This window comes from Rothia mucilaginosa (assembly GCF_049990865.1).
Taxonomy (GTDB): Bacteria; Actinomycetota; Actinomycetes; order Actinomycetales; family Micrococcaceae; genus Rothia; species Rothia mucilaginosa_I.
On the sequence record NZ_CP188231.1, the window covers coordinates 1,699,652 to 1,711,912 of the forward strand.

A 12,261-nucleotide genomic window follows, 5' to 3' on the forward strand; every position below is an offset into this window, starting at 1 on the left:
TAAAAGACAGAGTAAAGCCCCGACAGGCACAGATAGTGCTTGTCGGGGCTTTATTGTGCCCTCAGCTCTGACGTTCTCAGGGTCGAGTTTTTAGCGAACACTCGTTCTCTGATTCGAGTTCTCAGATCGACTGGCTTTTCTGCCGCTACCCTTAGCGAGCGCTCCGCAGCTTATCTTTCGCCGCTAGTTCTCGTCCTCCACCAGCAGGGAGAGGGAGATGCGGCGGCGCGCCGGGTCAACCTCCACCACGCGCACCTGCACGATGTCGCCGCTGCGCACAATATCGTGCGGGTTCGCCACGTAGCCGCGGCTCATCTGCGAGATGTGTACAAGGCCGTCCTGGTGCACACCAATATCCACGAACGCACCGAATGCCGCCACATTCGAGACGGTGCCCTCGAGCACCATGCCGGGGCGTACATCCTCGAAGCGCGAGACGGATTCGGAGAAGCGGGCGGTGCGGAAGCTACCGCGCGGGTCCAGGCCGGGGCGGCGCAGCTCGGTGAAGATGTCCTCGACCGTGTACACGCCGGCGGTGCCTTCCTCCGCGCTCTCCTGCTCCTGCCTGTCTTGCTCACAGCTGTCCTGCACGTAGTCGGCGGGGTTCAGCCCGGCGAGCGGGTCAGTTCCGTCCGAGGTGCCCAGGGCGCCGGCAACCCAGTGGGCGCCGTTGCGTGCCTGCGCGTCGGCAATAATGCGGCGAGCGAGCGGGTACGCTTCCGGGTGCACGGCGGAGGCGTCCAGCGGCTCCTCACCACCGCGGATGCGAATAAATCCTGCCGCCTGGCGGAAGGTTTTCGCGCCCAGTCGCGGCACGTTCAGCAGCTGCTGACGGTTCGCGAAGGGGCCATGCTCGGTGCGGTAGGCGACGATACGTTCGGCAGTTGCGGTGCCCACTCCCGCCACATGCGCGAGCAGCTGCACGGAGGCGCTGTTGAGGTTCACGCCCACGGCGTTCACGCAGTCTTCGACGGTGTCATTGAGGGCGCGGCGCAGGGCGGCGGGCGGCACGTCGTGCTGGTACTGGCCCACACCGATGGACTGCGGGTCGATTTTGACGAGCTCGGCGAGTGGGTCCTGCAGGCGGCGGGCAATGGAGACAGCGCCGCGTACAGTCACGTCGTAGTCGGGCAGCTCGGCGGCGGCGAGGGCGGAGGCGGAGTAGACGGAGGCGCCCGCCTCGGAGACGGTCACCTTCTGGGGTGCGTCTACGCCTTCCTCACGCAGGGTGCGGATCAGTTCGCTGGCGAGCTTGTCGGTTTCGCGGCTTGCGGTGCCGTTACCGATGGCGATAAGTTCCACGCCGTGCTCGCGGCAGGCGACGGCAAGCTCGCGCAGTGCTTCTGCCCACTGGTTGCGCGGGGCGTGCGGGTAGACGGTGCCCACGCGCAGCGGCTCACCGGTGCCGTCAACCACGGCGTATTTCACGCCGTGGCGTAGACCCGGATCCAGGCCAAGGGTGGTCTTGTGTCCGGCGGGTGCGGCGAGCAGAATATCGCGCAGATTGGAGGCGAACACCTCGGTGGCGTGCTGTGCGGCGGCGTCGAGTAGCTGGTGGCGGATGCGTTCGGCAAGGCGCGGGCGCAGGTGGCTGCGCCATGCGGTGCGGACGGTGGCGGCGAGCCAGCCGAGTACGCGGTCTTCGTCGTCGACGGTGTTGAGCACCTGCACGGGGATGCGTAGCGCGGCGGCGACTTCACGCTCGTATGCAGAACGGACGTTCTCGTAATTTTCGGCGGCGGCCTCAGCTTCGGCGCGGGCGGCACCGCGCCGGCGGCTGAGCGCCACGGGGGCGGGTGCCACATCCACCTTGAGGCGCACCACACCGGCGTCCTTGGCGCGGTGTAGCGCCAGCACGCGGTGCGGCGGAATGGAACGAATACGGTCCGAGAAGGCGAAATAGTCGGAGAACTTCGCGCCGGTGCTTTCCTGACCGGCAATCACGCGGGACTCAATCACGCCGCTCTCGCGCAAGCGCTTGAGGAGCTTTTCGCTCAGCACCGGGTCGGTGAGGGCGCGGTCAATCAGAATCGCGCGGGCACCGTCGAGGGCCTCTTCGGCGCTGTGAATCTGCAGGGCTTCGTCCGCCTCTGCAGCCTCAATGCCCTCATCCTCGTCGTCTTCGTCGTCTTCGGTGCCGTCGGTAATGTACGCGGCGGCGATGGCGTGCGCCTCGGCGAGGGGCACCTCCAGCAGGTCTTCAACGAGGGAATCAAGCCCGGCGGCACGCGCCATCTGGGCGCGGGTCACGCGCTCGCTGCGGTACGGGGCGTAGATGGCGTTCACGTCCGCGATAGTGGCGGCGTTCATGAGCGAGGAACGCAGCTGCAGCAGGGTGAGCGGGTCGATGAGGCCTTCGTCGGCGCGTTCGGTGAGCGCTTCGAGCACGCGGTTGCGGCGCTCTTCGAGGGCGCGGAGCTGACCCAGACGCGACTGGATGGTGCGCAGCTGGGTGTCGGTGAGTGCGCCCGTTGCTTCTTTGCGGTAGCGGGCGATGAAGGGTACGGAGTTGTCGGCGTCGAGTAGCGCCACGGCGGCGCGGATGCGGTGCGGCGCGATGCCGGTTTCTACGGCGAGCGCGTTGATGAGGTGCTCGGCGGGCGGCTCACCTGCGCCGCCGGTTTCGTGTTTTTCGCGGTGTGCGGCGCTGCTGGGCGCGGGGTCTGCAGCTCGATTCGCGCGCGGGCGGATGCTGCTCGGGAGGGGGTGTTCGCTCATCCTTCCAGTTTCGCATATTTCGCCGCGGCTCACGGGTTGGCCGGTGAGGCTGAGGATAGAGTCAGCGCGGGGCGTATTTTGCGTATCTTTGCGGGTGCGGGTGAGCGTATTTTTCCACCGCATTTTCTAGTGCAGAATGCGGCTCTTTGTGCATATTTTGCCCTGTGGGTTCGCTAAACGTTGTCATCTTTACGTAAGAAACCGTGTTAAGGGTGCACGTATTTGAATAGTGGTAAGTTTGAGCGATAAATTTAGATAAAAGAGCATATTTTTTTGAAAAAATATCTCTCATTCGTGCAGATAAGGGGTGGCATCACACCACGCAAACGCCCTTATCTGCGTGCACACGTTCAGGGTTTCGGCGGCACGGTGCGACAAGGTGCTGCCACATCCCGCAGATGAAAGAGGGACCCATGCGCGAACAAGCCGCGCTATCAAACGCTCCGGAGGGCTACTTAGATTTTCACGACGAGTACGCAGAACTTATCGCTGAACTCGCCGCGCTGGGGTTCACCCCTAGCCAGGTTCTCCGCCGCCTCAACTTTCTGTACCCGCACATCAATAAGAAGCATCTGAACTATGCGCTGAACTCCGGTATCTGGCAGTTTGGTCCGGTCACGGCAGAGGCCCCGAGCTACACGGTGCTCGCCTGCGGCCTCTGGTATGTTTTCGCGGAAGCCTACGATCTGCCCCCGGAGCCCGAGTACACGGCGCTGATTCTTGATTGCGATATTATCCACGACCTGCCGCCCGCGCTGGAGGCGCGCCACTTCAATAGCGAAGACATCGCCCATATCCTGGCGAAGATTGGTGCAACGCTCAAGTACCTTGCCGCGCACCCTTACTCCCAGCTGGACGAAGAGGCGTACGCGCAGACCCTCGAGGATATCCGGCAGCGCGGTGTAAAAGAAATAGGCACCGAGGGCGGCAGCCTGTACACCCTGCTTGCCTCGAGCATGGAGGGCGAATCGGCGTGGCCGGCACCGGTTCAGACCGCGAACGATTACCTCGGTGACGGCAACTGGGGTCTGGGCATGCTCCGCACCGGCATCTACCCGGCGGAGGCGCTCGAAAACGAGTGGTACATTGACGCCGCCGCGGTACCCGAGGATTTTGCGCCGAAGACTCTGAGCCTCTTTTTGAGTTATTGTGCCCGCTACGACCGCGAGCCGACGGCGCTGAACTACGGCTACTGGTCGACCATTCAGACTCTGATTGGTGAGGTGCCGCCCCTGGGAGCGGTGCGCGCCAAGTTCGGCTCTTGGCAGGCGACCCTGCATCGCGGACGCGCACAGATTGCCCGCGAGCTGCGCCTGTGGACCAGGAATGAAGCAAACGCAGTTGCTGCTGAAGCAAGTGTCGTTGAGGAGCTTGAGCTCCTCGATGCTGAGCTGTCTAACACAGAGCTCACCGAGGCAGAACTAGCAGAGCTGGATACCCCCGACAATTCCCCCGCGGACAACTCCCCCGCGGACGCACCCGCAGAGCCCGCGGAACCCGCAGAGCCCGCGCGTCTGAGCGCCCGCGAGCTCACCGAGCAGGGCATCGGCGTGGTGCAGACCGCCCACACCGACCTGGCGGCGTACCATCGCACCCAGTGGGAGCAGACGGTGGATGTCTTCGGCGAACGCCTCGCGCAGCTTGCCTGGAACCGCCGCCTGAGCACCTACTACTTCTTCGACGGCGCCTGCCTGGAGGACGCGGACCCGACCCCCGTGATGACGGTCTTCCGCTCCCCCACCGGCTTCCTCTGCGAGCTTGAACCCACCGCCGAGGCGCTACCCGCCTTCGACCCGGAGTTCTTGCAGGAGCACGGCTGGAGGCGCCCGGTTCCGGTGCATGCGCTGTGGAACCTGCACGCGCTCGACCCACTGGAGGCAGCTGCCGCCGTCATCGAGGCGATGCGTTCGGGTTGCGGTTGTGAACGCTGGGATTTCTACCGCACCGATGATGACAACGACCCGCTGACCGAAGAGGCTGAGATGGCTTCCGTCTAAGCATCTGTCTAAGCATCCGTCTAAGCGCGCATGCCCGCGCGCCTCTCGGGTTCATCGCGAGAGAGCAAAAGCCCGCGTCCCCGCTCCCTGAGAGGAGCAGGTGACGCGGGCTTTACGCATGCGCGGGAAACCAACTGTGGCAGCCGGTACCGATAGCCGGCGCAGATAGTAGATGCGGCTTAGCGTGCCGAGAAGATTTCGGACGCCTCCACAATCGCAATCTGCGCGGTGCGGGTCGAAATCGCCTCGTGGCGGCGTGCATCCGCGCGGCGCTTGAAGAACCAGCCGATACCGAGAATCGCGAACCAGACGGGCATCGCGAGCAGACCCCTGAGGGTTTCTTCATCCATGGTCAGCACACCGATGGTGAAGGCGAAGAATACCAGCGACAGCCAGGCGGAGAAACGGCCGCCGGGCAGGCGGAACTTCGACTTCTCGTGACGTGACGGGAACTTCTTGCGGTACATCAGGTAGCTGATCATGATCATCGCCCACGCGAAAATCACGAGTACCGCAGCCACGGTGGTGACCAGGTTGAACGCGCTAGAAATCGAGTCACCCGCGTAGAGCAGCACGATGGAGGACAGCATCATCACGGCCGAGAGGAACAGCGCGTTACGCGGCACACCGTTCTTAGAAATCTTGCCCAGGAACTGCGGGGCGCTGCGCTCGCGCGCCAGACCGAATGCCATGCGCGAGGTGGAGAAGATACCGGAGTTCGCCGAGGAGGTTGCGCTGGTAATCACCACGAAGTTGATGATGTGCGCGGCGATACCCAGGCCCGCCAGGGTGAACATGGCGACGAAGGGGCTCTTATCGGGGCTGACGAGGCGCCAGGGGGTAACCATCAGGATGGTGACGAGCGCACCCACGTAGAAGACCATAATACGTACCGGCACGGCGTTGATTGCCCTGGGCAGGGTCTTTTCGGGGTCCTTGGTTTCTGCCGCCGTGGTACCGACGAGCTCTGAGCCCATGAACGCGAAGACGGCAATCTGGAACGCGCCGAGGAAGCCAATCAGGTGGTTGGGGAACATGCCGCCGTCATTCCAGAGGTTTGCGACGGATGCCTGCGCGCCACTGGGTGAGGTGAAGCCGATAGCGACCATGGCGCCACCAACAATAATCAGGGCAACGATGGCGACAATCTTAATCATGGAGAACCAGAATTCGATTTCGCCGAAGTTCTTCACGGACACCAGGTTCAGGGTCAGCAGAACGGTGATGACGGCGAGCGCCGGAATCCATGCCTGCAGGTCGGGCCACCACAGACGCAGGTAGCCAACAATTGCGATGATATCCGCGACGGCGGTAACCACCCACATGAACCAGTAGGACCAGCCGAGGAAAAACCCAGCCATGGGGCCGACCAGGTCGGTGGTGAAGTCGGAGAAGGACTTGTACCTCAGGTTGGAGAGCAGGATCTCACCCATAGCTCGCAGCACCAGGAAGATGAAGGCGCCGATGAGCATGTACACGAAGATAACGGAGGGCCCTGCCAGGGAGATGGCGCGGCCGGAGCCCATGAACAGGCCCGTACCGATGGCACCGCCAATGGCAATGAGCTGGATGTGGCGGTTGCTTAGACCGCGGTGTAGTCGCTCTCCCTGCTCGGGAGCTTTAGGATTCAGGCTGACGTTGTTCTGTTCAGTCACGACGTCCTCTTTTCAGCGGTTGTACCCCGTACCGCATGTACCCCTTACTTATAATGAGAATCATTAAAATTCAGGGGGTATAGCTAGTGCATGAATATGCGGCCGTTGCTTTGCGGGGTGTCCCCGAATTTCGGGGCGCGGCTGGGGCTCCATGCCAGTTACCGCGCGGTACTCGGAAGTGTCACGCTATCGACTAACGCGAAGTTTTTCTGGGAGCTCTCGCAGCTACTTGGATAGTTATTCTACAGGTGTTCAGGATGCAAAAACAGGTTTTGACACGAAAAAAGTGACTTATCTCTATTATTGAAATCACATCAAGAGATGCAGAAATGCCGCCTAGCACCCGACCAAGGGGCGCAAGAAAGCCCCGCTTCCGCATCCAAAAGAATGCAGAAACGGGGCTTACCAACAGCGCCGCAGAAAGAACAGAAACTACTTCTGACCAGCCTCTTCGGCAGGCTTCTCGGTTGCCACCACGCGTGCACGCTTGGCAGCGTGACGGCGAGTTAGAATCTCGTAGCCAATGGCCAGGGCAATGAACCAGACGGGGGTCAGAGCCAGACCGACCGCGGTATCCGGGTACAGGCTCAGGGCGTAAACCATCACGGCGAAGAAGAGCAGGCCAAACCAGCTCATGCCGACACCCCAGGGCATCTTGTATTGGGATGCCTCGTGGCGCTCCGGGAACTTCTTGCGGTACACCAGGTACGCAATCAGGATCATGCTCCAGGTGAAGATACCCATCATCGACGCCACCGAGGTCACCACGGTGAACGCCTCCATAATACCGCTACCGGCATACAGCATGACCAGACTGAACAGCAGCATCACGGTGGTCAGGTACAGGGCATTGGCGGGCACACCGTTCTTGGTGAGCTTACCCAGCGCGGAGGGCGCGGCACCGTCGTGCGCCAGACCGTAGACCATGCGGGAGGTCGAGAAAATACCGGAGTTCGCCGAGGACGCCGCGGAGGTCAGCACCACAAAGTTCACCAGCGACGCAGCAATACCAATACCAGCCAGGGAGAACATGCCCACAAAGGGGCTCATGGACTTATCCAGCTTGTCCCAGGGGGTGACGGCGAGGATGGTCAGTAGCGGCATAGCGTAGAAGAGGCCAATGCGGAAGGGCACCGCGTTAATTGCCTTGGGCAGGGTGCGTTCGGGGTGCTCGGTTTCCGCAACGGCGGCACCGACCAGCTCAGCGCCCACGAAAGCGAAAAGCGCAATCTGGAAGGCGCCCAGGAAGCCGGTCAGACCCTGAGTGAAGATGCCGCTACCGGAGGGGCCGGGGTGCTCCCAGAGGTTCGTTACGGAGGCGACAGTACCGTCGGGCGAGGTGAAGCTAAAGGCGACCATGAGCGCACCCACCACAATGAGCAGCACAATGGCAACGATTTTAATGACGGCGAACCAGAACTCGATTTCGCCGAAGTTCTTCACCGAGGGCAGGTTCAGCAGTAGCAGAGCCACGATAACGGTCAGCGCCGGAATGAACTTGGGCACGTCAGGTAGCCAGTACTGCACGTAGCCGGTGATTGCGATGACGTCCGCAATGCCGGTGACCACCCAGAAGAACCAGTACGACCAACCGACAAAGAACCCGGCGCGCAGGCCAAGGATGTCGGTAATGAAGTCGGTGAAGGACTTGTACTTGGGGTTGGAGAGCAGAATCTCGCCCATGGCGCGTAGCACGAAGTAGATGACGCTACCGATAATTGCGTAGACGAAGACGATGGAGGGGCCGGTCAGCGCAATGGTCTTCGCCGAGCCGAGGAAGAGGCCGGTGCCGATAGCGCCGCCAATAGCGATGAGCTGGATATGCCGGAAGCTTAGTCCGCGCTGGAGCTTGGAGTGCTCTGCTTCGGAGTCTAGGCCGGTGACGGAGTTCTGCTGCGGTAGCTGCTGTGTCACGTATTTCTCTTTCCTGCGGCGGTTCACCTAAGTATGGTTTGGGAGGTTCCGAGTGGTTGGTATTCGTGCATATTTCTTGGTGGCAAGAAGGAGGGGAGCCTCGCGTTTCCCCAGCTTGCGCGGTGCGCTTGAGCTTGTGGACTCCGATTTCGCGGGGCTTCCGACTTCTTGCATCACCGATAAAGAATTATGCAGAGAATGCATAATTTCAAATTTTACCCCTTAATACCCACATGAGCGCAATGAATCCAACAGGGGCAGATTTTTGAGACGGGGCACACCTATGGAATGTCATGATGTTTCGCTCAAAGCGCGCTCCGCCCCACCCAGGACGGCCAGCAGCTCGCAAACAACATCGTGCTGCTCGGCGCTGGTCTGGCACTGCTGGGCTCCAAGAAGTAAGCCCCACACGCTAACTCACTCAAACAACCTCACGAGGTGCGGCGGGAACTATATTCGTTTCCGCCGCACTTTTGTATGCGCGCTGACCTTCTAAGCGCGCCGGATTTCTACGCCCGCCAGATTTCTATACCCGCCGGACGCGCACCGCACCCGCCCCACGCCCGGTTAGTCGCCCGGCTAGTTCAGCGTCACGCCAGCCCCGCACACCGCGAAACCGCACGGTGTAGCGGCGCTACGCTATTCTTTTAGGTATGTCTACTGAGAACACGCAGCCTAGCCAGGCACCCGAATCCACCGAAGAAAAGGCCAAGAAGCCGGTTCCCGAGGAATTCTTCCGCCAGCCCTACTCCTTCGTCCGCCGCGGCGACCGCCTCACCGCGCGCCGCCAGAAGGCGTGGGACACCTACTCCCCCACCCACGTGCTGGACATTCCGCGCCTGCGCACCGACACCTCCGTCGCACCCGAGGCGACCTTCGACCCGGTCAAGATTTACGGCCGCGAGGCGTACCAGGTCGTCGAGATCGGTTCCGGCTTGGGTGAGGCGATTGTGCACCGCGCAGCTGAGGTGCCCGAGGCGAACTTCCTCGCCGTTGAGGTGTACACCCCCGGCATCGCGGACCTGCTGCTGAAGATGGGCAACGCCGGCGTGGAGAACGTGCGTGTGGCTCAGGCGAACGCACCCGAGCTGCTCGACAACATGCTTGAGGAGAACTCCGTGGACGAGCTGTGGGTGTTCTTCCCGGATCCTTGGCATAAGTCCCGCCACCACAAGCGCCGCCTGGTGTCCCCGGCGTTCGCCGATAAGGTTGCGCGCGTGCTCAAGCCCGGCGGTATTTGGCGTCTGGCGACTGACTGGGAGGAGTACGCCCTGGTCATGCGCGAGGTTCTGGAGGCGCACCCGGACTTTGAGAACGTTCACCCCGGCGCCGGTGCGACTGAGGAGGACCCGCTGGGTGGTTGGGCTCCGCGTTGGGAGGGTCGTACCCTTACCAGCTTTGAGCGTAAGGCTCAGGAGGCGGGCCGCCGCGCGCACGATCTGACTTACCGCCGCAAGTAAGCCGCAAGTAAGCGGAGCAGCGCCAGTTACCGCTGGTCAGCGCGAATACACGTTAAGCAGGTGAGGCTCCCCGGTCATTCGGGGAGCCTCACCTCCTAAATTTATTTTTCTAGATTCATTCTATAATTCTGGGCATACCTTTTTTCGTGTTTTTATGAGAAGAGTCATTATCTAAATATGAAGCTAGGTTCAACAGCATCATATATTTCTTCTTATCCCTATCAGACAATTGATTAACCTGTTGCTCCACAGTTTTCTTCAGAGCCTCTAGAGTTTGCTGCCTCGTCTCAGACCTATTTGATTTTTCGCTTTCTCTACCACCCATAACAGACTGCTTTGACTTAAATTTATCATACATACGTATACAAGATTCCTTCTCATATTTTGTAAATTCCTGTAAAATTTTCGCCTGATCTGCAAGATTAAATATTTGGTAATTTCTTAAAATTTTATTCTTCATATTTTTCCCTTTGCTCCTTACAGGCAAGAAGAACAGAGGAAACTTATCCGGTCCTGCACCTTTAAATGAACACCCTTTCAGCTCATAGAGCCCAAGAAAGAGAATACTTCTTCCCTGATCTTTAGAAACATCTAAAATAGCTTTCGCTAAATTAGGAGACACGACAAAGTAATTGGGGCGAGAATATTCTGAAATCCTAAACCCCAGGTCGACATCACGCCCAATAAAATCTATAAGATACTCTTTCTCTATATCAGGCAAATAATTTTTATGTTTAGCGAAAATATCTTGAATTACTTCATCCTTAGACGGATCTTGCTCCCAATTGCCAATAGCAATCTGACTATCTGTTTTGCCAGGATTTTTTGCCATTAAATTCCACATAAAATCCCAATCCTTCCCTTCGTTATACAACAAGAAAGAATACCCATGCAAACCTAATTTTTTATCCGCAACTTCATACTTGGATTCCATTACATCAATAAACTGATTTACATATTTTTTTACTGCTACACAATCCAAATTCCCCTCTCCATTTAGAGGAACAACCCTAAAATAAACAAGTTCGTCACCGCGAACTCGCCATAAATGCCATCCATTATTCTCAGAATCCCCATCATTTGAATCCTGATTCCTTAATTCCAAATCAAATTTTGACATAAACTTAGAAATACCAAGAGCCCCATAAGGATTCTTAATTTTTAAAGCAGTAGAATCATCAACGTCTACTCCACACACAAGCACGGCCCGTGGTATATCTACCACAGGCCGCTTCTTGGCACAGGAATAACTTTTAGTAAAATTAGTAGACATTAGTGCAGAAGCCCCAAAGAACGAGCACGAACTTCAGCTGCTGCAATAGAAACACCAAAATCCTTAGCAACACTACCAAGATTCTTGTTTCTTATATCAAAAAATTTCTTAAACTCCCTCTCCGGCATCAAAAAAGATGCCGCAAAAACATTTGCCTCATATTCTTTTTGACCACCTTCGGCATAACTCTTCCTATAGTATTGGGTCTCAGGATTTTCTGATTTATCCTGAAGATAATGCATGAAATAATGTCCCAGCTCATGGGCAATCGTAAACCTCTGACGTTCCTCAGTATCCATTGCTGAAACATATATTTCAAATGTTCCATCATTTTTATCTATTCTCATAGAATTACCGTTTACACCTATGTAACCTCGCTCAAATACAGTGCCACCTAATTTATTAGCAACATCTACAACATCAATTTTTACACCATCATTAGAGTCTATATCATTCATGAACATATCATACATAAGTTCAGCCATAAATTTGGCATGCTCAAGATTTTTATTCATCATAAACCACCTACCTCACAAGACTAAAAGATATAATTACCGGAGCCAATGAAATAATACTAGCCACAACAAGAACTTGAAGAATCTTAACATTTTTGAACTTGCTTTTAGCAGTATCCCCAAGGATGGAAATTTGACTACTCAGTTGTTTCAACTGCTCTTCATAATCCAAAATTTCCAATTCAGGAAGCCATTCATTTTTCTTATATGAACCATAGAAAAATACGTTGCGCTTTCCATCTTCTCCCTTGTGTTGCTTTGTATAAGGCTGCAATGCGCCAAAAAACCCAAAAGCGAAAGATGCTAATGTCACTACTGTAAATATAATATTAAAAGTTATAGTACAACAGTTCCAGGCGTTCTGTTTAGATAAAAATGATGATATATATGCTCCATATGCAGCAACAACGACACCTTGGACAGTCAGCAACATCTGAATTTTAGAGTCACCATGCTTAATCCATTCCGTGAAATGCTGGATGATTTGCCACCTCTGTTCGTAGCCCAGCCCTGTCTCTCGCTCGACGTCGCAGCTGTCAATCGACTCTGCCATTTCTCTACCTCCTTCTGATGATGCTAGCGGTTATGTGGAAGACCTCAGAGAACATCTTCCTTGCCCAGAAGCGCTACCGCCAAAATGCTCATTTTCCTTGAACAAGTTGTCTAAAGCTACTTCCGTGTAATCACTACTCTACCGTTTATCTAGACCCTATGCCCCCGTTTTCGTTG

General features: G+C 57.2%; 8 protein-coding genes. 2 read left to right on the forward strand and 6 right to left on the reverse strand.

Annotated elements, in window-relative coordinates; all coding sequences use genetic code 11:
* Positions 1 to 183 precede the first annotated feature (183 nt).
* Positions 184 to 2,718, reverse strand: a complete 2,535-nt coding sequence (locus ACP3RB_RS06620) for a helix-hairpin-helix domain-containing protein (RefSeq protein WP_426698855.1) — start codon at positions 2,716 to 2,718, stop codon at positions 184 to 186.
* 413 nt (positions 2,719 to 3,131) lie between these two features.
* Here ACP3RB_RS06620 and ACP3RB_RS06625 point away from each other — a divergent pair, with 413 nt between their 5' ends.
* Entirely contained in the window at positions 3,132 to 4,715 is a 1,584-nt protein-coding gene (locus tag ACP3RB_RS06625; protein ID WP_426698856.1) for a dehydrogenase, read from the forward strand.
* Positions 4,716 to 4,894: 179 nt separating this feature from the next.
* On the opposite strand, the gene ACP3RB_RS06630 is transcribed toward ACP3RB_RS06625, so the two are convergent.
* Both ACP3RB_RS06630 and ACP3RB_RS06635 read right to left on the reverse strand, forming a co-directional pair.
* Positions 4,895 to 6,370 carry an amino acid permease gene (locus tag ACP3RB_RS06630; protein ID WP_426698857.1) on the reverse strand — a complete coding sequence of 492 codons (1,476 nt, stop codon included), beginning with the start codon at positions 6,368 to 6,370 and terminating at the stop codon, positions 4,895 to 4,897.
* 432 nt (positions 6,371 to 6,802) lie between these two features.
* Positions 6,803 to 8,284, reverse strand: coding sequence for an amino acid permease (locus ACP3RB_RS06635; RefSeq protein ID WP_311648799.1), 1,482 nt, complete (start codon positions 8,282 to 8,284; stop codon positions 6,803 to 6,805).
* A gap of 653 nt (positions 8,285 to 8,937) precedes the next feature.
* Between ACP3RB_RS06635 and trmB the strand changes: the two genes are divergently transcribed.
* Positions 8,938 to 9,744, forward strand: coding sequence for a tRNA (guanosine(46)-N7)-methyltransferase TrmB (gene trmB, locus ACP3RB_RS06640; protein WP_296703595.1), 807 nt, complete (start codon positions 8,938 to 8,940; stop codon positions 9,742 to 9,744).
* 115 nt (positions 9,745 to 9,859) lie between these two features.
* Here the strand turns inward: trmB and ACP3RB_RS06645 are convergent, their stop codons facing one another.
* From ACP3RB_RS06645 to ACP3RB_RS06655, 3 genes are read right to left on the reverse strand one after another with little or no spacing between them, the layout of a single operon-like run.
* On the reverse strand, positions 9,860 to 11,017 hold the full coding sequence (locus tag ACP3RB_RS06645; RefSeq protein WP_424826754.1) for a hypothetical protein: 1,158 nt from the start codon (positions 11,015 to 11,017) through the stop codon (positions 9,860 to 9,862).
* Entirely contained in the window at positions 11,017 to 11,535 is a 519-nt protein-coding gene (locus ACP3RB_RS06650; protein ID WP_311452502.1) for an ImmA/IrrE family metallo-endopeptidase, read from the reverse strand. Before ACP3RB_RS06650 ends, ACP3RB_RS06645 begins: the two co-directional genes overlap by 1 nt.
* A gap of 7 nt (positions 11,536 to 11,542) precedes the next feature.
* Positions 11,543 to 12,085 (reverse strand): hypothetical protein, encoded by a 543-nt coding sequence (locus ACP3RB_RS06655; RefSeq protein WP_311452503.1) that lies wholly within the window; start codon positions 12,083 to 12,085, stop codon positions 11,543 to 11,545.
* Between the last annotated feature and the right edge of the window lie 176 nt (positions 12,086 to 12,261).

Bases quoted from the DNA above. Each gene is read 5' to 3' on its own strand.
- ACP3RB_RS06620 (WP_426698855.1), bottom strand. From the start codon at position 2,718: ATGAGCGAACACCCCCTCCCGAGCAGCATCCGCCCGCGCGCGAATCGA.
- ACP3RB_RS06625 (WP_426698856.1), top strand. From the start codon at position 3,132: ATGCGCGAACAAGCCGCGCTATCAAACGCTCCGGAGGGCTACTTAGAT.
- trmB (WP_296703595.1), top strand. From the start codon at position 8,938: ATGTCTACTGAGAACACGCAGCCTAGCCAGGCACCCGAATCCACCGAA.
- ACP3RB_RS06645 (WP_424826754.1), bottom strand. From the start codon at position 11,017: ATGTCTACTAATTTTACTAAAAGTTATTCCTGTGCCAAGAAGCGGCCT.
- ACP3RB_RS06650 (WP_311452502.1), bottom strand. From the start codon at position 11,535: ATGATGAATAAAAATCTTGAGCATGCCAAATTTATGGCTGAACTTATG.
- ACP3RB_RS06655 (WP_311452503.1), bottom strand. From the start codon at position 12,085: ATGGCAGAGTCGATTGACAGCTGCGACGTCGAGCGAGAGACAGGGCTG.